The organism is Streptomyces sp. NPDC059816 (assembly GCF_042732055.1).
Taxonomy (GTDB): domain Bacteria; phylum Actinomycetota; class Actinomycetes; order Streptomycetales; family Streptomycetaceae; genus Streptomyces.
This window is the reverse complement of the sequence record NZ_JBHWIQ010000006.1, coordinates 161,127-182,926: the sequence shown is the minus strand read 5'-3', so window position 1 is coordinate 182,926 and position 21,800 is coordinate 161,127. Positions and strand designations below refer to the sequence as shown.

The window sequence follows — 21,800 nt, the reverse complement described above, 5'->3', positions numbered from 1 at the left end:
GCTGCGCTAGCTGCGCTTCACTCGCTGACCAGGCAGCAGGCGGATGGCGAGGACGGACCCGTCGGCATGTACGGAGACGGGACCACCCCACTTCTTGTCCCAGGCGAGCCGGGGACGGGTATGCCGGGCCGCGTGCACGCGGATGCGGTACTCCTCGACCTTTCCTGCTGCGAGGAGGTCGAAGAGTTCCTCGTCCATGCCGGAGAAGGCTTCGACGCGGGGGCCGTTCAGCCGGAACACGTGGTCGGTGCCGGCGTAGGCGAGTCCGAAGAGTCGGTGGCCGATGTCCTGGACGCTGCCGGCAGCGGCGTGCTCGATGTCGTCGAAACGGTCGTTGCCCTGCCGCTCGGTGAGATAGCGGGCGGTGCCCCGGCCGGAGCCGGTGAAGGCCATGAGACCGGCCGCCGCCGTATGCCCGAGGACCTGCTGGAACCACCTGAAGTACTCGGGAGTCACGTGGCAGCCGGGCACGGGCTCGCGGATCAAGCCCCTTTCCCGGGGCGGCTGGATTCCCGGAAAGGGATTCTTCTGCACCGGATCGGAGTCCAGGTCGGCCCTGCTCCCGCCAGAGGGGACGGCGAGCAGGCCGTCACGGCCCGGAGCCTGTAGGGCGTGGACGGTCACTGTGCCGTCTGCGGGCAGCTCCGTGCTGAACAGCAGGCTCGGGGTCTCGTTCCACGCGCCGATGTGCACGGCCTCGGCATGTGCCGACGCGGATGCCAATTGCCCTGCTGAGATGGCCGCGTTGCTGTGGTTTCCCTTGGTGGCGATGGGAATCACAGAGGACGGATCTCCGGGGCGCCAGACCTCCGCGAAGTACTGCGGTCGGTACCCGTACCTGACCTTGTTGCCCTTTTCCCTGCTGGTGAGGGCCCATCCGGCACGCAGGACAGCGTCGGCGGGGACGATGCTCACCGAGTGCTCGGGGAACCTGCGCCCGAGCATCTGCTTGGCGAGGGTGAGTCCGAAGGCGATGCCGAGCTCGTGCGACTGGATGTTCTTGTACCGTTCGGCGATCTTCCGCCCTTCGGTCGTCAGCCCGAGGAAGGAGTCGGGGCTGCCCGTCAGCGCCTGGCTGTACTTCAGGGCTCCCCAGTGCTCCGCAAGGCCGCGCCCGGCTCCCTTCCAGGACAGGGACATCGCCCGTCCGAGCGTGTGAAGGACGTCCCACATGGAGACACGTGTCCGGCGGTCAAGTTCGGCGCTCGCAATGTCCGACAGGACCGGCTTGCGGCGGAGCGGCTCGGCTTCCTTCTTCCTGCGTGCCTTGTCGTCCGCGGCGATCGCGGACTGCACCTTGCCGAGCAGTTCCTCGTTGGACCGGACGGAGATGTTCGATGATGCGTCGAGATCGAGAAGTACCTTCTTGGCAGGCTTCAATGCGTCCCCTACGGCTTGGGCGGGCGCTTCACGAACCCGGCGAGGGTAGGGGATCGAGAACCGGAGCACGCAAGTGTGCAGGGGCGCATTCGAGAGTCCGAAACGGAGAAGGACGGCTCTAGCGCACTCACCGACCCCAGGTTGCGTGGACCGGACAGGCCTGCGGGCTCCCCGATTAGGGAGCCCGCCAGCGAACTTCAGCAAAGGCGGAGCGGCGGGCACGGCATGCGGCCTTGCCGGCAGCTCTCATCCGATGCCCGGTTCTGTGCGGCGGCGGCCATCCTCAGCCGGGGTCGTCGACCGGGCAGCACCCCGGTCACCCAGCGGCCGGGTACGCGGTCAGGCCGTCTTCCGAGGACAGGGCGAGTCCGGTGTACCCGTTGACGAGGAAGGGGGCGACACCTGGGCGGGTCGGCAGGTCCGCTCCGGTCCGTGACTCCAGAGCGAGGGGGCCGTTGTCCGTCTTGCCGTAGACCCGTCCGTTCCAGACGGCTGTTACCCGCGGAGCGATGCGGTTGGCAGTCTGGTCTGGCAGCTGCCACAGCAGGGAGGCGGTGCGGTCGTTGAAGGCCCAGACCTTGGAGAGGTTTCCCTGGTTCCAGGAGCAGACAACGGTGTTCTGCCCATCATGGTCACAGCGGGAGCCGGCGATGTCCTCCGGGGCCTCGTGCTTCACCGTGCCGGTCGCGGGATCGAGGAACTGCCGGACATGTACGCGGTAGTCGTCCTTGTGCCGTGCCCGGACGAGGAGGAGGTGTGGTCCGGCGGGCTGCACGTCGAGGTTGAGACGGTCCTCTCCGCGCCAGCGCTCGGTGCCGGTGAGCAGGTCGTAACCGCGTGCGGATTCGTAGGTCCCGTCGGAGGTTTCCAGCTCGCCTGCCACGATGTTTCCGGTTACGGCGGTCGCCTCGAACCGGTCCTTGGTCCACAGGACACGGCGTGCGGTGAGGTCGATGCCGTAGGTGGTGGCAGCGGAGAACAGTGAGGACGCTCCGGTGCTGACCGTCACGATGGCGACCTTCTCCGAGGCTCCTACGACCGAGACGGTGCGCGGGCTGCCGTCCTTGGTCCAGGACGACAGGGCCAGGGGCAGTCTCCAGTCGACCTTGTCGCTGGACGCGTTGGTGGCCGTGAGCTCGATGAAGTTGGTGGCTGCCTGGGTTCCGACTCCGGGCCGCCGTACGAAGAACGGTGCGAGGACCAGCGGATCGGCACCTGGGGTGACGACCGGAGGAGCGGCGCTGTTGCGGTCGTCCCGGCTGAGCACGCTCAGCGCATCAGCCGTGGGAGTGATGGTGGCCGTGAGCGAACCGGTGGTCGTGTCGAAGGCCAGCAGACGGTCGAGGGTCGCCACGTAGGCCTTGTCCTTGTGGAGCGCCACCGGGATCTTGCTGTCACCCAGCCAGGTTCCGCCGACGCTCAGCAGCCCGGATGAAGCTTCCCAGGGCATGAGGACGCCAGCCTGGGTGTCGAACTCCGCCGGGGGATCATGGACGGCGCGGGCCGGTAACGTCTGCTTGCCGGTCGGGGCTGAAGGGGCGGCATCGACACGCTCGGGCTGCTGGGTACAGCCAACAGCGAAGACCATCGCGAGGGCGGCGATCAAGGCTGAACTGCTGTACTTGCGGACTGAATTCACGAGGCGATGCACCTTTCTCGGTCGTCAAACGATCACCCTATGGCAGCGGTTGCGAGAGCCGCACGGCCGTCTCCGGGTTGATGCCGCATGCCCCGGGTATCCGCCACTCCGCACGACCTGGCCGCGACCGCCCGTGGACCGCGGGGCGAACGCGACCAGTTCCTCGCCCCGTCCCTTCCACGGACCGACAGTCACCACCAAGCGGAGGCGCCATTGCGTCGCCGAACTCCCTCTGGCCATACTCTCCGTGCTTCTGCGTATCGCTTTTACTCCCTGGAGTAGAAATGTCAGATCTCGCAGCTCCCCGCCCTGACTTATCCCGCACGCCGCACCCCGCGGCAGTGCTCGATCCCGAGCCGTCGCCCCCGGTAGCAGCGCCGTCCGCCGTCGCGGAGTCGGCTCCGATCGCTGAGTGTGTTCCGGCCGCCGAGTTATGCCGCTTCCTGGACAGCACGCGCGCCACCGTCGAAGCCCGCTATCGAGAAGCCGTCATGCGGTTCCTTCCCGGTGTCGCCCCGGTCGTCGGACATCACGCGGGGTGGGGCGGAGAGGTCGCGGCGGGGAAGGGCGGGAAGGCGCTGCGTCCCGCGCTGGTGCTGCTCTGCGCGGACGCCTGTGGGGAGACCCCGGATGACGCCCAACGGCGAGCCGCGACGGCGGCGGCCGTGGCGGTGGAGATGGTCCACGACTTCACCCTGCTGCACGACGACGTCATGGACGGCGACCGAACGCGCCGCGGTCGTCCGGCTGCGTGGGTGCGATTCGGAACGGACCAGGCGATTCTCGCCGGCGATGGTCTGCTCGCCCTGTCGTTCACGGTGCTGCGCGAGGCGACCGGGCGGACTGGTGCACCCGGGGTGTTGTCGGCCGGGACGGGCGGCGGCGCACTGCTGGCCGTCCTGGCCGACGCGCTGCTGGCGCTGTGCGCGGGGCAGACGTCGGACCTGGCGGCGGAGACGAACCCGGACCTCACGGAGTCGGAGTACCTGGCCCTCGCGGTGGGGAAGACGGCCTCGCTCTTCGAGGCCGCCTGTCTGTTCGGCTCCCGGGCCGCGGGGGCCCCTCCGGAGATCGTCCAGGGGTACCGGGAGTTCGGGTACCACGTGGGGCTGGCGTTCCAGCTCTCCAACGACCTCTACGGCATCTGCGGGGAGCCGGGTCTGGAGGGGAAGACGGACGCGGTGGACCTGGTGCGCGGCAAGAAGACCTTCCCCGTCGTCGCCGCAGTGCACTCGGCCACCTCCGCCGGTCGCAGGCTCGCCCGGCTGTACCGGACGGCCGCCGGACAGCCGCCACCGTCGGACGTCGTACGGGTTCTGCTGCACGAGGCAGGCGCGGTCGCGTACACCGAGGCCCGGATGCGTCACCACCGCGAGGCGGCGCTGGCCGCCCTGGAGCGCGCCCGTCCTCTCCCGGGTCCCGCGCGCTACCTGCGTGCCCTGGCGGCGTCGGCCTGCGCCTCGCCTTTCGAGCGGACCTCGACGGCATCGGAGGTGTCATGAGCACGTCACGAGACCTGGAGCCTGCGGAAGCGCTGCTCGCGGGCGTGGATCAGCAGGTGGCTGTCTCCTCCACCATCGAGGGACCGTTGGACCTCCTGGCGCTGGACGAGGCGGTGGGTCGCCTCGCCGAGGAGGAGCCGGTCCTGCTCGCGCGGCTGGAAGCGGGAACGTCCGGCCTCACCCTGAGCCTGCCGAACCGCCCCGCCCCACCCCGTCTGCACCGCGGCATCTGTGGCGATGAAGCGCTGACCGCCCCCTTCCCTCTGGACGGACCGCTGCTGCGCGTCACCGTCGTCCCCGGACCGGACGGCGTCCATGAGGTGGTCACCGCCGTCCACCACGCCGTCAGCGACGGCGCCAGTGTGCTGGAACTGCACCGCCGGTTGTGGGACGCCTACACCGCTCGGCTCCGGGGAGAACCACCGCGGCCCGCCGGGCGCCGCTGCGACGGCCTGCCGGAGCCGGCTGGCAGATGGTTCGCCGGCGTGATCGGCCCGGACCGGCTCGCCGCCTACCTCGCCGCCCGCGCGGCGGGCATGCCGTCGCGACGGGCCGCCACCCTCTGCGCGACCGCGCGCGGTGAGAGCGGAGCGCACCTGGGCCGGGTCGAGCTGGCGGGCGAGAGCTACGCCGCCTTCCGGGACGTGGCGCGTGAGTGCGGAGCGACCCCGCACACTCTGCTGTGTGCCGCCGCTCTCGGCGTGATCCGCGAGCGGATCCCGGTCCCGGGTGACCTGCCAATGAGTTGTGTCTCGGCCGTCGACCTGCGGACTCGGGTCACCCCAGCCGTACCGCGCGACCGTCTGGTCATGGGCGCCGGGCCGGTCGCCACGCTCACCTCGCACTCGCCCGGTGACGACGCCCGCGACCGCGCGCCGGAGATCCTGGGGCAGCTGCGCGACGCCCTGCGCGACGGCGTACCCGAACTGGAACTCCTCGCCGCCCGGCACGTCATGGCGGAACTCACCGGTGAGGCGCCCGCCGCGGTGACCCTGAGCGTTTCCAACCTCGCCGGCCGGCCCCTGCGGCTCGGTCTACCGCCCGGTCACACCGCGAGCCGACTGCGGCTCTTCTCCCAACCGCCCGGTCCGTTCCCCGTGGTACTGGCCACCAGCACACCGCAGGGACTCGGGCTCGACACCGCCTTCCCCCGCGCCTGGTTCGGCGCGGACGAGGCGGCAGCGTTCACCGCCGGCCTCGACCGGTCACTGAAACGCCTGGCCGCGGCGGCCACGCCCGCGAGCACCACCAGAGTCGTGCCCCGCCGGACGTCGGGAGCCGGCGATGAGTGACGCCGCCGTGGACCGGGCCCGACTGGACGTGCACGCCGAGGCGGTGCTGCGGGCGTGGGACATGGTGCCCGAGGGGGTCGTCCGGCGGGTGGCGGCTGCCCGGGTGGGCAGCGCGGTGGCGCGCTGCTTCCCCGCCGCGGACGACGACGCCCTCATGGTGATCACCGATGTCTTCACCTGGCTCACCGCCTTCGACGACCACTACGAACGCGCCGGAGTCCGTACCTCCCTGGCCGTGGCCCGGCTGGTGGCCTCGCTGGAGCGGCCCGACGGCGTACCGCATCCTGTGGGGGTCGGATCGGCCGTGGCGGCCTTCGCCGCGGTCCGCGCCCGCTGCCGAGCGGTACTCGGCCCCGAACAGGACGACCGGCTCGCCGACGCACTGCGCGGCTACTTCCTTGCCGTGCTGTGGGAACAGAGCGCTCCGGGGGCCGACACCGACACCTTCTTCGCGATGCGCCGCCACCTCTCCTTCGGACGGGTCCTGCCGGTGCTCGTCGAGGTCGCGACCGGACACGCCGTGCCCCCCGGACTCCTGCGCGCACCCTCGATGCGCGTGCTGCGCGACCGGTTCGCCGACGTCGTCGCCCTCTTCAACGACCTGGCGTCCGCCGCATGGGAGACGGAGCATGCCGCCGGCCCTCCTGACGCGGTACCGGCGAACACGCTCGCCCTGCTGCGTGCCGAGCACCCGGGCATCGGCGCCGAGGAGGCCAGGACGCGTGTCCGGGCCATGCTCGCGCACGCGTCGGCGGAGGTGGAGCTGCGGTACGAGGAGTTGCACCGGAGCACCACCGAGGCGGGCCGCGCCCACCTCGACGGCCTGCGGGACTTCCTCGCCGGCCTGCTGACCCTGCGCATGCCCGACCGCTATGCGACACCGGCCCGTTGAGCATCCTCCACGCCTGCGCCGCCCCCGATCCCTGGAGAGCCGAATGCCCCGCCCCACCGTGCCTCTCGCGCCGGGCCACACCCCCCTGCTCGGCCACCTGGTGCCCTTCCTGCGTGCGCCGTTGCCGTTCCTGCGCAGCCTGACAAGCTGCGGAGACCTGGTCGAACTGCGCCTCGCCGGACAGCGGATGACGCTCGTGTGCGATGCCGATCTCACGGACCGCCTACTCGTCAACGATCGTGCCTTCGACAAGGGCGGCCCCCTCTACGACCGGCTCCGCGAGGCGGGCGGCAACGGCGTCGCCACCTGCCCCGCGCGCGAGCACCGCCGTCAACGCCGCCTGGTCCAGCCGGCCTTCCGCACCGAACGCTTCCCCGGATACGCCCGCATCATGAGCCAGCGCATGGACACGGTCATCCGCGGCCTACGCCCCGGCAGCGTCGTCGACCTCGCGCGCGAGACACGGCGCATCACCGCCGACGTCCTGATCTCCACCGTCTTCGGCGCCGAGGTGAGCCCGCACGTCCACGCCCAACTGGCGGCGGACCTCAAGGAGCTCGCCGGCGGCATCCTGCGCCGCAGCCTGATGCCCAAGCCGGTGCTGCCGCTGCCCACTCCGGGCAACGTGCGCTACCGGCGTGCCTCCCGCCGCTCCCAGCGGATCATGCTCGAACTGATCCGCCGCCACCGGGCCGACCCGACCGCCGGGCGGGCCGGGCTCCTGTCCATACTGATCGACGCCCACGACCCCGACAGCGAGCGGCAGACCTTCACCGACGAGGAGATCGCAGACCAGGCGGTCACCTTCTACGTCGCGGGCACGGAGACCACCGCCGGATCCGTCTGCTGGGCGGTCTACCTCGCCGCGCTCCACCCGGCCGTGCGCCGACGGCTGACGCACGAGGCCCGGGAGGTCCTGGCCGGGCGCACCGCGACCTGGGAGGACCTCGACCGCCTCGTCTACACCCGCCAGACCCTCACCGAGGCCCTGCGCATGTACCCGCCGGGCTGGTTCCTGACCCGGGAGACCACGGCCGCGACCCGACTCGGCAACCACGACCTGCCGGCCGGCACCACCATCGCCTTCAGCCCCTACCTCGCCACCCACGAGCCGTCGCGCTACCCCGACCCCGACCGCTTCGACCCCGACCGGTGGACTCCGCACGAGGACGGCGCGCCCCCTCCCGTACCTTCCGTGGTCTTCGGCGGCGGCGCCCGCAAGTGCATCGGTGACGAGTTCGCCATCCTGGAGGGCACCCTCATGCTCGCGAGTCTCACCTCCCACTGGGACCTGCGCCTGCAACCGGACAGCCTCGGGCTGCCGCGCCTGCCCCATCTCACCCTGAGCCCCGGACGGATGAACGCCCGCATCGAACGGCACACCGCCCCCGCCGCCGACGGCCCCGCGGAGGCCGCCGCCCCGGAGCCCGCGCAGGAGGGGAAGCAGGAGGGGAAGGGGGAGCAGCGCCGATGACGACCAGCCCGCCGGCCCCCGTCACGGAGACACACCGCGCGGACGACACCCTGACCCGCATCGCCCAGGACGACTGGGGCGACTTCAGCCCCTCCGTCTACGAAACCGCCCGGGTCCACGCCTGGGCCCCTGACCTCCCGGGCCACCGCATCCGCACCGAGTGGCTCCTGAAGGAGCAGTCGGCGGACGGCCTTTGGGGCGAGGGCCCGACCCCCTACCGGCTGCTGCCGACCCTCAGCGTCGTCGACGCCTTCCTGCGCGCACTGACCCGCCACGCCCCCTCACTCACCGACGACGACAGCGCACGGCTGACGCAGGCCACCGACGCGGCTCTCACCGCGCTGACGAAGCTGCCCTCGCGCGGCACCCTGCCGGACACCGCAGCGGTCGAACTGCTCGTCCCGCTGCTGCTCACCGATGTGAACAAGACCCTGAACGAGCTCGCGGCACGGTCCTCCGCGACGGTCCGCCTCACCGCCGCACACCGCCGCCTCGGGGTCATCCACTCACTGGCTCCCGCCGACGAGCACCTCCTCCGCAAGCTCGCCGCGCTGCCCGTGCTCCCGACGAAACTGCACCACTGCTTCGAGGCACTCGCACCGCACTGCCCGCCGCCACCCCTGCCCCCCGCCGCCGGCGGCCACGTCCTCATCGGTGCCTCACCCGCCGCCACCGCCGCCTGGCTGACCGTCTCACCGGCCCCCGGAGGAGCCCGCGCCGCCCTCACCGCGACCGGCGAACGCTACGGGCAGCTGTTCCCCGAAGCCGCCCCGCTCGCCACCTTCGAACGCCTCTGGGTCCTGGCCGCACTGCTCCGCGCGGGCCTGGTCGCCCCGACGGACCCGGTCGCCCGCCGGCTGGTCCTGCCCCTGCGGCGACGGGGCGGGGTACCCGGCGCGCCCGGCCTCGCCCCCGACGCCGACGACACCGCCCTCATGGTCCACGTCGCCACCGCCCTGGGACTCGACACCGACCCGCACGCGCTCACGCCGTTCGCCTCCGACGACCACTTCGTCTGTTACATCGGCGAGGACACCGGGTCCGTCTCCGCCAACGCGCACATCCTGACCGCCCTGTGGGACACGGTGCCCGACCCCTGCTCGGACCCGGCCATCCGGGCCACCTCGAACTGGCTCACCCGACAGCAACTCCCGGAAGGCCACTGGACGGACAAGTGGCACGCCTCGCCCCTGTACGCCACCAGCCGAGTCTGCCGCGCCCTCGCCCGCTCCCACCACCCGGACCACCGCTCCGCGCTGGGCCGGGCCGGCCGGTGGGCCAGGGACCGGCAACGCCCCGACGGATCCTGGGGAGTGTGGCAGAGCACCCTGGAGGAAACCGCCTACGGCATCCAGATCCTCCGGACCACCAGCCCTGACGACGCCGTGCCCGCTCTCCGTAAAGCTCTGCGGTGGATCACCGAACACCGTGCGAACCAGTCACCCCACCCACCCCTCTGGCACGACAAGACCCTCTACACCCCCACGGCGATCATCGAAGCCGAGAGCAGGGCCACCGTGGCCGAGGTCGGCGACCTCGCGGAGGCGCCTTGACGCGCATGGCTCGAATCCGCCGCGCACAACCGGCACTGGATGACACCCGAACTGCCACGTTCCCCAGACACCACTCGTGTCGATCTCCTTGTCGATGAAGCACCACGTGGAGTGCGTGGCCCTCCTGGAGCCGGTGAAGAAGGGTGCCTGATCTGCGGCTTTGCCGGCATGTGTGAGGGGCGGTCGTGGGCATGTCGACCACGGGCCGCCAGGTGCCGTCGTCGCGGACGAACCACCGAGATGGTGGTCACGTCGATGCTGCGGCAGGAGCTGACCGCGATGATGTCGTCGTCGACGGCCGCACGCATGACCGGGTGGACCGCCCGCCCGCGATGGATGGACGGGCCGCTTTCACCGCAACGGTCGGCTCACCGCGCCGCACGGCCCGGCGGGCGCAGGAGAACGGGCAGGGCGAGGACGTCATTGCCGATGAACGACGGCTGCGGGTCCGGAGGGTTCCCCTCGTCCGCGAGCACGATGTCCGGGAACCGGTCGAAGAGGGCCGGCAGCGCGATGGCGGCCTCCAGCCGGGCGAGCGGGGCGCCGAGGCAGTAGTGGATGCCGTACCCGAAGGCCAGATGGTCCCTGTCCACGCGGTCGATCTTGAAGTCGTGCGCGGCGTCATGGAACGACGGGTCCCGGCCGTGCGCCCCGAACCCGATGAGTATGGCCTCCCCGGCCGTGATGGTGACGCCCTCGCCGAGATCGATGTCACGGAGCGCGAACCGCAGCGGAAGATGGACGACCGACGGATGGAGCCGCAGGGTCTCCTCGACGACATCGGCCCAACGGGCGGGCTCGGCCAGGGTCGCGCTCAGCTGCTGACGGTGGGTGAGGAGCGCCCGGACGGCGTTCCCGATCAGCGCGATCGTGGTCTGGCTCCCGGCGCCGATCATCAGGAGCAGGGTGGAGATCAGCTCCGTCTCGGTGAGCCGGTCCCCCTCATGGGCGGTGAGCAGCAGACTGGTCATGTCATCGCCGGGCTCCCGCCGCTTCGCCTCCACGAGACGGCTCATGACGGTGATCAGCCCGCTCGCGACCCGCTCCGACTCGTCCTGGGGGACATCGGTGGCCAGGATCGCGTCGGCGACGGAGAGCACGTCGGGGCGCTGGTCCTCGGGAACGCCGAAGAGATCGCAGATCACCCGGGTCGGCACACCGTGCGCGAAGTGCGCCCGCAGATCCACTGCCGTGCCGTCCTCCAGGGCCTCCAGGCCGTTCAGGAGGTCGGTGACGACGGACTCGATCGAGGGCCGCAGCGACTGCATGCGCCGCGGTGTGAAAGCGGGGCCGATCAGCCTCCGTAACCGGGTGTGCTCGGCCCCCTCAGCGGTGGCCATGGAGTGGACGTCGAGCCAGGGGGAGAGCCAGGGGACGGCGCCCGGCTGGTAACCGGGCCAGGCGCCACGGGCGTTCCTGGTGACATCGGGATGGGTGACCAGCCGCTTGACGACATCGCCACGCGTGACGGACCAAGCGATGACGTTCTGGGGCAGCCGGACCCGCACGGCGGGCCCGGCGGCGCGGAGTTCCTCGATCTGCTCGTACAGCCGGTCACCTCCGTCGCTGTCCAGGACCGGGACGGAAACCTCGTGGCTGGTGGTCATGAGACACCTCCGGTCACGCGGGGACGGCCCGTCGGTGGGAGCGGCCACGATGGTGCGCTCCCGGGCGCCGGGTCGCGCCGGTGCATGGATGGATGGACTCCGCGGCGACGGCGGGAATCGGTACCGGGGATTGTGCTGGGCCCACTCGGGTTCGTATAGAGGGAAATCAGCCTCTTGCGTCTGGATTCTGAGCCGATTTCGGCATTGCTCGGGTGTTTGCACCTCCACCGATGGGTGCGGTTCCTCTTGACGCGACCGGGGCCGCCGGGTAGTCAGGGCGGGCGCCATGGGTATGGGCCCAAGCGTGTCATCGTGCTCCGCCCCGAACGGCATCCCACTCGTTCCCCCCACCGGGAGGCAGTCATGCGAAGACTCCTGACAGCCCTGATCACCGCGGTCGCCCTCGTCGTGCTCGCCCTGTTACCCGTTCCGACCGCCGCCGCGCAGGCACCGGCGCCCGAAGCGGCGTCCGCCGGATCGGCGCTGCTCGTGGCGGACTTCCGGAAGACCTCTGTCTGGGACACCGGCCACCAGGGCTCGTTCACCCTCAAGAACATCGGCACCGCGCCGGTCACCGGCTGGACCCTCACCCTGCGCCTGCCCGCGGACACCGTCATCAGCACCGTCTGGGACGCCCGCTTCAGCCGCGAGGGCGCCGTCCACACCTTCCGCAGCCATGACTACAACGCCACCCTCGCGCCCGGCGGGTCGACCGCCTTCGGCTGGGTGGCGAACGGTGCCGGTTTCCCGGGCTCCTGCACCGTCAACGGTTTCGCCTGCGGCTTCGACCCGGACATCACCCCTCCGACGGTGCCAACGGGCATCACCTTCTCCGAGGTCGGCCAGAGCGCCCTGACCGTCGGCTGGCGCCATTCGAGCGACGACCGCAGCTCGGTCCTCGACTACGAGATCTCCGTCGACGGCGCGGCCCCGGTCACCGTACGGGGGACGAACTCGTACCGGGCGACCGGACTCAGCCCGACCACGCCGTACCTGTTCCGCATCCGCGCCAGGGACCAGGCCGGGAACGTCTCCGAGTACAGTCCGCCCGCCCGCGCCCTGATCGGGGACATCCGCCCGGGCCCCGGGGCGACGGCCACCGCCCCCTATGTCGACATGGGCGCCTGGCCGACCCCGAGCCTCACCGAACTCGCGGCGGGCAGCGGGCTGAAGACCTTCAGCCTGGGCTTCGTCACCGCCACCGCCTGCCGGGCGATGTGGTTCAACCAGTTCGACACGCGCTCGGGCTGGGCGTTGGACAACATCGCCGCGCTGAGGGCCCTGGGCGGTGAGGTGAAGGTGTCCTTCGGCGGCGCGGGCGGTCGCGAACTCGCCCAGACCTGCGATTCGGTCGATGCCCTCTTCACCGAGTACGACGCCGTGGTCAGGCAGTACGACCTCACCTACGCCGACTTCGACATCGAGGGCTCCGCGACCACCGACCCCGTCTCGATAGACCGCCGCTCGGCGGCACTCGCCCGGCTCCAGCGCGCCCACCCCGCGCTGCGCGTCTCGCTGACCCTCCCCGTCACACCGAACGGTCTGACCGCGACCGGGCTGTCGGTGGTGCGCTCGGCCCGGGACGCGGGCGTCACGCTCGATGTCGTCAACATCATGACCATGGACTACTTCACGGACGTCGACTACGGCGATGCCGCGGTGCAGGCCGCGCAGGGCGTCTTCGATCAGCTCCGGACACTCTTTCCCGCAGTCTCCGCCAGCGGTCTGTGGCGCGTGATCGGTGTCACGCCGATGCTCGGCGAGAACGACGACCACCGGATCTACGACCAGCAGGACGCACGCCAGTTGGTCGAGTTCGCCCAGACCCGGAAGCTCGGCATGCTCTCCTTCTGGGACGTCACCCGCGACCGCAACGCCTGCACCGGCGGGCACCTCTCCCTGTGCACCAACATCCCGCAGACTCCGTACGAGTTCTCCCGGATCTTCGGCGGCTACCGGGGCTGAACCACCTCGGCCTTCCCTCCTGTTCGGGGCTCGGGCCACGGGTCCCGGGCAGGAGCCCGGACGTCAGGCGGCGCTGCCCGACCAGACGTCCCAGTTCTGCGTCGCGACCCACTCGACCGTGGACGCCAGTCGTACGCCGAACAGGCGCTCCGTCGCCGCGGGTTCGGCCGCCAGCAGCTCCTGGTCGCCGGCTGCCACATGGTGGTAGATGCCGGCCACCCCTGCCGCCGACTCCGCGCCGAGCGACTGCCCGAGGCCGGCCTCGAAGTCCTCGACGTCGAGGGGGAGGTAGCGCACCTCGCGCCCCAGCGCGTCGGCGAACGCCGCCGCCAGCTCGGTGCCGGTCAACACCTCGGCGCCGCCGACGTCCACCGCCCGACCCACGAGCTCCTCGGCCTCCGTCGCCGAGGCGAGCACCCGCGCCAGGTCCGCGTGCGACATCCAGGCCACCCGCTGTGCTGCGGGCAACGGGTACGCCAGTACGCCGTCGTTGACGAGCGCCGGGCCGTTCCACGGGCCGAAGAGGTTGTCGAGGTAGACGGGCGGCCGGACCGACACCGCGGGCACCCCGCCGTCGAGGAACACCCGCTCGGCCAGCCGCCGGGTTTCGAATCCCGGATGCTCGGTTCGCTCCTTCGGCAGCGGCGTGTTGACGTTGTAGACCAGGCGGCTCACCCCGGCCTCGCGGGCCGCCTCGACGAGGTTGCGCGCATGGGCGAGCACGGTGTCCGCGTCGTAGACGAGCGGCAGGGTCACCACCGTGTGCGTGACGCCCTCGAAGGCACGGCGCAGATCCTCGGTGCTGCCGAGGTCGCCCCGGACCGGGGTCCAGGCGCGTCCCCCGTCGCCCGCCGGCCGGTCGGCGTCGCGCACCAGACCGCGCACCTCGTGCCCGCGCTTGGCGAGCAGCCGGGCCACGGCCCCGCCCTGGAAGCCGTTGGCGCCGGTGACCAGGTACCGCTTGGGCTGGTCCTCACTCATATGACCTCTACCTCTCTGCGTTCATTGCGTCGTCCGTGCGATCTCGCTCGGCACGGTGGGGTCGGCCGTGGCGGTACGTCCGCGGGGCCGGTTCAGGGAACGGCCGGGTCCCGGTCGGCTGCGGTCGTCACCGGGGCGGGCACAGTCGGTACGACCAGCCGCAGCGTGAGCAGGGCCGCCACCAGCGCCAGGGCGGCGCCGGCCAGGAACGCGGCGCTGAACCCCTCGGTAGTTGCGACGTCACGGGGCCCGGGGACCGCTGCGGTCCGGGCGGCGGCCACGCCGGACAGCAGGGCCAGGCCGATCACGGAGCCGAACTGCTGGCTGGTGTTGACCAGACCGGAGGCGAGTCCGGTCTCGTCGCGTTCCGTGCCGAGGGTCGCCGCGACAGCCGTGGTGACGGAGACCAGCGGCAGGGCGACACCGAGCAGCAGACTCGGCGGCAGCACGTCGGCGGCGAACGAACCCGAAGGCGAGAGCGTCGACTGCCACACCAGTCCGATCGCGACCAGCACGAACCCGGTGCACATCACCGCCCGTAGACCGAACCGGCCGATCAGCCGGTCGGTGCCGGACGCGACCAGGACGACCACGACCGACAGCGGGAGCAGCCCGAGGCCACTCACCACGGGCTCGTGCCCCAACACCGACTGGAGGTAGAGACTCACCAGGAAGAACAGGGGGAACAAGGACATCTGCCACATCCCTGCCAGCACATTGGCCAGCCGCAGCGTGCGCCGGCGGAAGACGGCGGGCGGGACGAGCGGATGCCGTACCCGGCGTTCGACGAGGACGAACGCGGTCAGCAGGCTGACTGCCAGCGCTCCGGTCAGCAGTGTCACCGGATCCTGCCACCCGGACTCGCCCGCGTTGACCAAGGCGTACGCCAGCAGCGCGAGCCCGCCGGTGACGGACGCGGCGCCGGGCAGGTCGAAGCCGCCCTCGTCCCCGGTGCGGTTCCCGGCGGGCAGCAGCCGACGAGCCGGCAGGATCAGCCCGAGCCCCACGACGACGTTCAGGGCGAAGGTGGATTCCCAGCCGAGCCAGCTGGTGAGCACGCCGCCGAGGACCGTGCCCGCTGCGCCCCCGGCCCCGGCCATCGCCGCGAAGATGCTGAGCGCCCTGTGGCGTTCCGGTCCGTCCTCGAACAGCGACAGCAGCAGTGCGAGCGCGGCGGACGCCGCCATCGCGGCGCCCGTGCCCTGGACGACGCGTGCCGTGATCAGGAGCGGGGCACTGCCGACCAGCGCACCGAGCAGTGAGGCGGCGGCAAGTGTGCCCAGCCCCGCGATGAAGAGCCTGCGCCGGCCGAGCAGGTCCGCTGCCCGCCCACTGAGGAGCAGCAGCCCTCCGAAGGAGATCAGGTAGGCGTTGGCCACCCAGGAGAGTTCGGCCGGTGAGATGCCGAGGTCCCTGCCGATCGACGGCGCCGCGACGTTGATGATCGAGGTGTCGAGGATCAGGACGAACTGGGTGCAGGCGAGCAGCGCGAGCGCCCTCCAGCGGTCAGCCGCCGCCATCTGCGGCTCCCTGCTCGGAGCGCCGCGGTGCTGTGGTCCGCCCGCCGATTCGACCTCCGGCGATCAGGATGTTCATCGAAAGTACCCCCTCGGTCGGTGCTCTGAGCCGTCCCGTCCCCGGGACGACTCGGTACCACTGTCCGACACGCAGGGACTACGATCAATTAACGAAGAGCCGTTCTGGTTTAAGGATCGTCCGTGGCTGATGACGTGCTGAGTGAGCTGCTGCGACCGCTACGGCTCAGCGACATCTTCTACAGCCGGTGGCAGGCCGGCGGTGACTGGGGTGTGCAGGGGGAGGAGGACTCCTGCGCGGTACTCCACTACATGCTGAGCAACGAGTGTTTCGTCGGCTTCCACGACGACTCGCCGCCCGTCCACCTGGGCGCGGGAGACCTCGCGGTCTTCCCCTACGGCACCGCACACACCTTCGCCGGCCGGCCGGACGCGGTGGCCGCCCAACCGTTGCGATCGGTACTGCCGGAACGTGTACCCGGTTCCTCGGACGTCGTGTCGGTCGGCAGCGAACCGACCGACACCGAAATGCTCTGCGCGAGCCTGCACTACGACAGAACGGCCGAGCCCGCGCTCTACCGGGCCCTGCCCCGGGTGATCGTCCTGCGCCGGGACGTGCTCATCGGGGAACCGTTGCTGCACGGCACCCTGTGCTCCCTCGCATCGGAGATCGCGCGCACGTCCCCCGGCTCCGGACTGGTCGCCCTGCGCGCCTTCGAAATGGTCTTCGTCCTGGCGCTGCGCACCGCCCTGGAACGGCTCACGGAACTCTCCCCCGCCCTCCAGGCCCTGCGCCATCCCGGCATCAGTGCGTCCTTGGTGGCGATCTACCGCGACTACGCCCGCCCCTGGACGGTCGAGACCCTCGCGCGCCGGGCGGGCATGTCGCGCTCCGCCTTCTCCGAGACCTTCCGGGCGCTCGTCGGTGATTCGCCCGCCCGCCATCTGACGGTACGCCGACTCCAGGAGGCCCGGGCGTTGCTCTCGGACGGATCGGTGGCCCTGGGCGACATCCCGGCCCGGATCGGCTACCAGAGCAACGTCGGCTTCCACCTGGCCTTCCGTCGCGAGTTCGACACCACTCCGGGGGCCTACCGCAAGGCGCTCAGGCCGACCTGAACCCTCGGCCTCGGGCGAACTGGGCCCGTCCCGCGGCACGTTCGTCGTGTTCTCCCTCGCACTCGGCGGGAGCGTCGGCGCGGCCGAGGTCCTGACGATCCTGGTGCTCGCCGCCCGGCCCTGCGTGGTGCCACCTTCCCGTGGAGGATGTTCGTTCGTGCGACGAGCCCTGCGCCGCCGACCGATCGCATCGGACCCGGCCCGCGGCGCGGCTCGATGCGGTGGCCTACACCGGCGGGGGCGCTGCGGCCGGCCCCTCCGAGCGGGCCCGGGGTCCGACCTGCTGGACGCGTACCGGAACCCTGGGAAGGAACGGTCCGGTGAGCGCGGTCGTGAACAACGCCATCACGACCATCATGGTGAACATGCGGCCGTCCAGGACGCCGAGGCTCACGCCGGCATTCAGGATGATCAGTTCGGTGAGGCCGCGCGTGTTCATCAGGATGCCGAGGGTGCCGGCCTCCCGCCACGGCATTCCGGCCAGTCTCCCGGGAACCGAGGCCCCGATCAGCTTGCCGGCGCAGGCGACGGTGATGATGGCGACCAGTTCGAGCAGGTCGCGTCCGGACAGTGCACCGATGTTCACGTTCAGCCCGGTGACGATGAAGAAGACCGGCAGCAGCACCAGGCTGATCCCGTCGAACGGCCGTTTCACTCCTTCGCTGAGCACGCCGAGCGGCTCCCTCGGCATGACGAAGCCGAAGGCGAACGCGCCGAATATCGCGTGGATTCCGATCCATGTCGTCGCATAGGAAGACAGGAACAGGCCGGCGACGAAGACCACGAAAATCTGCGGTGGCACCCGGTCTCGGACCCAGCGGCGTACGAGGAACGACAGGAGCGGGCGCACGACGAACAGCATCACCGTGATGTAGAGCACGGAAAGGACCACTGTTTGCGCGAACTGCCCGGAACCGCCGGACGCCGTCACGATCGCTGCCACCAGCGCGAGCAGGCACCAGGCGAGGACGTCGTCGATGGCCGCGCTGGCCAGTGCCAATGCGCCGACGCGCGTTCCCAACATCCGGTGTTCGGTCAGCATCCGAGCCAGTACCGGAAAGGCAGTGATCGACATCGCCGCGCCCATGAAGAGTGCGAACGCGGTGAAGGAGATGTGATGTCCGTTGACGCTGTCGTGCCGGTCGTACAGCAACGCCGCGAGCCCGATGGCCAGGCCGAAGGAGACCACGACCGAGGCGATCGAGACGGCGGCTGCGGTGCCATGTCGACCTTGCAGCAACCTCTTGTCGAATCCCCAGCCCACGCCGAACATGAAAATGAGCAGCCCTACTTGAGCTATCGCCGACAGGTACGGCCGTACCTCGCTCGGGAAGATATGGGAAGGGAGATCGCCGGGGAGCAGTCCGAGGAGGCTCGGACCCAAGGCGATACCGGCGATGATCTCCCCGACGACGGGCGGCTGGCGCACGTATCGGACCAGCCAACCCAGGATCGAGCCGGCGACCAGGATGATGGCGATATCGGCCATCGTGACGGCGATGAGCAGTTCTGAATTCTGAGCGGATAACACCGTCATGACCGGCCTCCGTGAAGAGGGGCTGGAGTTTCCTGGGACTCTGGCTGAGCGCACGCACGATTCGGGGCCGGGGCGGCTCGTTGAGGGCTCCAGCTAGGACACGGTGGGAGCTGCGTGGTGCAGGGGAATGGTGGGGATGTGGAGAACATCGTGGATGTTCGCAGGTGGTATTGCGCCGTTTCTCGTGACCGTGTCCGGTCCTCGACGCTGGAACTCCCCTGTCGTGATCTCCTCGAATCCCCCACAAACAGACGATTAAACTCGAAGTAAATATCACAAGTGCCGCCCGGATGCGCAAGCCCTCAACATTGCCAACCCGCCCCGTCCCGACCGGCCCTGCATCACGTCGAAGGCCCCTGCCGCCCGGGCTGGAGGTGGAGGTCCGAGAACCAGGTAAAGGTTCCAGATGCAGCCGGTTTGCCGGTTGTGGTGCCGGGCCATACACACCCTCAAGGGGAGCGGGGGGCACGTGATGGCACAGTTGATCAGACGGCAGCAACGACAGCAACGGCAGCGCGGGCCAAGGCGATTACGGCGGCGTCCGCGACAGCAGGGGGCTGCGCCGGCACCGCAACAGTCGCCATGGGTCAAGTACGGGATTCCGGCCGCACTGGCCGCGGCCCTGGTGGGGGCCGTGGTCACGGACATCGCGGACGTCGGTCGGAGCGTCATCAAGGACCTGTGGGATTCGCCGCCGCCCAACACGCTGAAGGTCCTGACCGGTTGGCCCGCATCGAGCGTGTGCGACCAGGGGTCGCGCGTGGCCATGCCGAAGGGCGGCCCTCCGGTCACCGCCATCGACCTCGACGACTTCCAGAAGGAGCCGCGCAACATCGCCGCGGAGAAGGGCGCCGCGTCCTGGGGCCGCGGCGTGCTGAACCTGACGCTGAGCACCGAGGGCAAGGGCAAGATCTCCGTCGAATCCGTGGTTCCGCACGTCAAGGGCCGCACCCAGACGACCGCGTACGACTGGGTGCTCCAGAAGACCGAGTCGTGCGGGGGCGGTGGGGGTGGGCCGAGCCACCTCCACCTGGACCTCGAACGTCAGAAACTGTTCGACGTCGTCGACGGCAAGCTGGCGGCACATCCCGTACCCGGCAACTCGATGATCACCGGCAAGACGGTGACCCGGGACGAACCGGCTTACGTCACCGTCAGCGTGAGCTCCTGCAAGGCGTCGTACGAGTGGAGCCTGACCGTCACCTACCTGCTCGGCGGCAAGAGGAAGCAGACGGAACTGGGTTCGTTCCGGTCGACCGGCCAAGTGGCCGGAGTGCCGGTCTACGACATCCGTCCCGAGAGCACCGGGACGGGACGCGTACTCGTGGACACCAAGGAGACGACCACGGCCACCTGCGCGAAGCGGACCGCGCGATGATCGGCCACCCGGTGCGGCGGACGGCCGTGGGGATCGTTCTGGTGCTCGCCGTGGTGCTCGCGGCGGGAGCGTGGTGGTTCACCGGGCGCGGTGACGACGACGATCGTGCCGACGTCTCGACCACCTGGTCGTTCACCAAAGGCCGGGACGTTCCGGTCGCGGCGGGCGACGGGTTCCGTCCGGAGGCCGTGGTCGAAGGCGACGGTCTGCTGGTCGCGGCGGGCGACGCGCCGGAGCCGTCCGGCGACGGCGACGACCTCGACGCCTGGTACTCCACCGACGCCGCCGCCTGGACCAGGAGCGACCTGCGGTCGGTGAGCCGCGGCGCCGGCTGGTACAGCGAGTTCACGGACCTCCTGGGCTGGGACGGCGGCTTCCTGGTCACGGGCAAGGGCATCGACTCCTCCGGCGGCCTCCCCGTCGTCGCGTCCGTCCCGACCTTCTTCTCCGCCGACGGCCGCACCTGGCGGCTCCTGGATCCGCCCCCCGGCGCCGGGGGCCGCAATCCCGGCTACTTCGCTGACGGCGCGCACGCCTACGCCTCGCCGGACGGGCTCTCCCTGTGGCGCCTGGACGAGGCCGGAAAGCGCTGGAAGGCCGTGGCGGCGCGGGCCCCGAAGGGCTGCACCTTCGGTATCCGTAGCGCCGCCTCCGACGCAGAGGAGGCCCTGATCACCGGGGGCTGCGGCTCGAACGACGCGAAGCGTCTCAGCCTCTACCGGGTGACCGACGACGGAGCGCGGCTGCGCGACCTGTCCGCTCCGCTGCCGCGTGACCTGGTCGGCGTCCCGAGTGTTGCCGCGCGCGAGGGCACGCTCCTGTTGAGCGCCCGGCAGCAGGAGCCTCCGTCGAAGACGGCGTCCCCGCCGACCGGCGGCGACGGTGCCGTGGAAGACGGCATCGACGGCCCGGTGCCGGATGCGCGACCCGTGGTCCTGCGGTCCTCGGACGGCGGCGCCCACTGGTCCAAGGTCACCCTCCCGGCACCGGGTGACGCCAAGCCCGGCTCCGGTGTCGTGGACGACCTCTTCCGGTCCGGCGACACCTTCGTGGCCGTCGGCAGCGTGACCCTCAACGAGGTGGCCCACCCGGCGGCCTGGGTCTCCTCCGACGGCTCCCGCTGGACGGCGATCCGGCTACGGGCCTTCGCCGCGGACGAGTCCCTGGGCGAGGGCGCAGCCCTGGACGGGCACGTGGTCGTCCCGGCTCTCGTGGCCGGCGGCGTCTACACGTCCGGGCAGAAGGCAGCCACCGACCCGTCCCGAACGGCCACCGCGCCGTCCCGAGCAGCCACGGACCCGTCTGGAACGGCGACCGCCCCGTCCGGAACGGCCTCGGCTCCGTCGGGCACCTCCGCGGCTCCGCCGGCTCCGGCTTCCACCCCGGCCCCGACGTCCCCACCCGCCTCGTCGGCCCCGTCCCTGGGGCCGGAGGACGTGTACGCGCTGACGGCCCCCCTCAGCGGGGAGATCTCCGGCGGATCGAGCCCCGCCGCCCGTTACGACGTCCTGGTCACGCTCTCGACCGGCCGTGCTGCCGAGCCCACCGTGGAGGACCTCACCGGCACGCTCCGGATCAAGGGGGACACCGGGTGCACGGCGACGCTCACGCACGACAGGACCCGCGCGGACGGCACCTTGGTCTTCCGTACGAGCGATCGACGGGCGCCGTTGCCCGGCATGGTCCTGGAAGGGAGTTTCTCCTGCCCACGCCTGGTGGAACTGCGCCGCACGGGCATGTGGGAGGTGGCGTGGAACAGCGAGGGCGGCTACACGGGCACGCTCGCGGCGGGCCAGGTCGACTGATCTGCTCCCAACCGGCCCGTGACTGGCCCGTGGCCCCCGCGCCACGGTGATCGTCCGTCGCCGGCTGCCCTCCGGTCCCGCACCAACCCCTCGGCAAACGGCGCGAGTTCTCTCGAACGGCTGACCTCGCGGTTCCGCGCG

15 protein-coding genes are annotated in these 21,800 nt (G+C 70.9%); 9 read left to right on the top strand and 6 right to left on the bottom strand.

Annotation, left to right across the window (positions count from 1 at the left end; all coding sequences use genetic code 11):
• Window positions 1-6 precede the first annotated feature (6 nt).
• Both ACFV88_RS10720 and ACFV88_RS10715 read right to left on the bottom strand, forming a co-directional pair.
• Window positions 7-1,380, bottom strand: coding sequence for a hypothetical protein (locus ACFV88_RS10720; RefSeq protein ID WP_385488454.1), 1,374 nt, complete (start codon window positions 1,378-1,380; stop codon window positions 7-9).
• Window positions 1,381-1,696: 316 nt separating this feature from the next.
• A complete protein-coding gene (locus ACFV88_RS10715; protein ID WP_385488451.1) occupies window positions 1,697-3,019 on the bottom strand; it encodes a hypothetical protein in 1,323 nt (440 codons plus the stop codon).
• A 491-nt stretch (window positions 3,020-3,510) separates the two neighbouring features.
• Here ACFV88_RS10715 and ACFV88_RS10710 point away from each other — a divergent pair, with 491 nt between their 5' ends.
• The 5 genes from ACFV88_RS10710 to ACFV88_RS10690 are packed head-to-tail and all read left to right on the top strand — an operon-like array spanning window position 3,511 to window position 9,732.
• Window positions 3,511-4,521 carry a polyprenyl synthetase family protein gene (locus tag ACFV88_RS10710; RefSeq protein WP_385488449.1) on the top strand — a complete coding sequence of 337 codons (1,011 nt, stop codon included), beginning with the start codon at window positions 3,511-3,513 and terminating at the stop codon, window positions 4,519-4,521.
• Window positions 4,518-5,813 carry a condensation protein gene (locus tag ACFV88_RS10705; RefSeq protein ID WP_385488446.1) on the top strand — a complete coding sequence of 432 codons (1,296 nt, stop codon included), beginning with the start codon at window positions 4,518-4,520 and terminating at the stop codon, window positions 5,811-5,813. Before ACFV88_RS10710 ends, ACFV88_RS10705 begins: the two co-directional genes overlap by 4 nt.
• Window positions 5,806-6,705: a hypothetical protein gene (locus ACFV88_RS10700; protein ID WP_385488444.1), complete on the top strand. Its 900-nt coding sequence runs from the start codon at window positions 5,806-5,808 to the stop codon at window positions 6,703-6,705. Before ACFV88_RS10705 ends, ACFV88_RS10700 begins: the two co-directional genes overlap by 8 nt.
• Before the next feature lie 43 nt (window positions 6,706-6,748).
• A complete protein-coding gene (locus ACFV88_RS10695; RefSeq protein WP_385488441.1) occupies window positions 6,749-8,179 on the top strand; it encodes a cytochrome P450 in 1,431 nt (476 codons plus the stop codon).
• On the top strand, window positions 8,176-9,732 hold the full coding sequence (locus tag ACFV88_RS10690) for a prenyltransferase/squalene oxidase repeat-containing protein (protein ID WP_385488439.1): 1,557 nt from the start codon (window positions 8,176-8,178) through the stop codon (window positions 9,730-9,732). Before ACFV88_RS10695 ends, ACFV88_RS10690 begins: the two co-directional genes overlap by 4 nt.
• Window positions 9,733-10,100: 368 nt before the next feature.
• Here the strand turns inward: ACFV88_RS10690 and ACFV88_RS10685 are convergent, their stop codons facing one another.
• On the bottom strand, window positions 10,101-11,339 hold the full coding sequence (locus tag ACFV88_RS10685; RefSeq protein WP_385488437.1) for a cytochrome P450: 1,239 nt from the start codon (window positions 11,337-11,339) through the stop codon (window positions 10,101-10,103).
• Window positions 11,340-11,702: 363 nt separating this feature from the next.
• Between ACFV88_RS10685 and ACFV88_RS10680 the strand changes: the two genes are divergently transcribed.
• Window positions 11,703-13,304 (top strand): cellulose binding domain-containing protein, encoded by a 1,602-nt coding sequence (locus ACFV88_RS10680; protein ID WP_385488434.1) that lies wholly within the window; start codon window positions 11,703-11,705, stop codon window positions 13,302-13,304.
• Between the two features lie 63 nt (window positions 13,305-13,367).
• Here ACFV88_RS10680 and ACFV88_RS10675 read toward each other — a convergent pair whose 3' ends face one another.
• Together ACFV88_RS10675 and ACFV88_RS10670 are read right to left on the bottom strand one after the other, a co-directional pair.
• A complete protein-coding gene (locus tag ACFV88_RS10675; RefSeq protein WP_385488430.1) occupies window positions 13,368-14,285 on the bottom strand; it encodes an SDR family oxidoreductase in 918 nt (305 codons plus the stop codon).
• Between the two features lie 92 nt (window positions 14,286-14,377).
• Window positions 14,378-15,805 (bottom strand): MFS transporter, encoded by a 1,428-nt coding sequence (locus ACFV88_RS10670; RefSeq protein ID WP_385488427.1) that lies wholly within the window; start codon window positions 15,803-15,805, stop codon window positions 14,378-14,380.
• A gap of 198 nt (window positions 15,806-16,003) precedes the next feature.
• Between ACFV88_RS10670 and ACFV88_RS10665 the strand changes: the two genes are divergently transcribed.
• Window positions 16,004-16,939, top strand: a complete 936-nt coding sequence (locus tag ACFV88_RS10665; RefSeq protein WP_385488424.1) for an AraC family transcriptional regulator — start codon at window positions 16,004-16,006, stop codon at window positions 16,937-16,939.
• A 226-nt stretch (window positions 16,940-17,165) separates the two neighbouring features.
• On the opposite strand, the gene ACFV88_RS10660 is transcribed toward ACFV88_RS10665, so the two are convergent.
• Window positions 17,166-18,476 (bottom strand): cation:proton antiporter, encoded by a 1,311-nt coding sequence (locus ACFV88_RS10660; RefSeq protein WP_385488421.1) that lies wholly within the window; start codon window positions 18,474-18,476, stop codon window positions 17,166-17,168.
• A 634-nt stretch (window positions 18,477-19,110) separates the two neighbouring features.
• On the opposite strand from ACFV88_RS10660, the gene ACFV88_RS10655 reads away from it, so the two are divergent.
• Together ACFV88_RS10655 and ACFV88_RS10650 are read left to right on the top strand one after the other, a co-directional pair.
• Entirely contained in the window at window positions 19,111-19,854 is a 744-nt protein-coding gene (locus ACFV88_RS10655; protein WP_385488418.1) for a hypothetical protein, read from the top strand.
• A complete protein-coding gene (locus ACFV88_RS10650; protein ID WP_385488415.1) occupies window positions 19,851-21,659 on the top strand; it encodes a hypothetical protein in 1,809 nt (602 codons plus the stop codon). Before ACFV88_RS10655 ends, ACFV88_RS10650 begins: the two co-directional genes overlap by 4 nt.
• The last annotated feature ends 141 nt before the right edge of the window (window positions 21,660-21,800 follow it).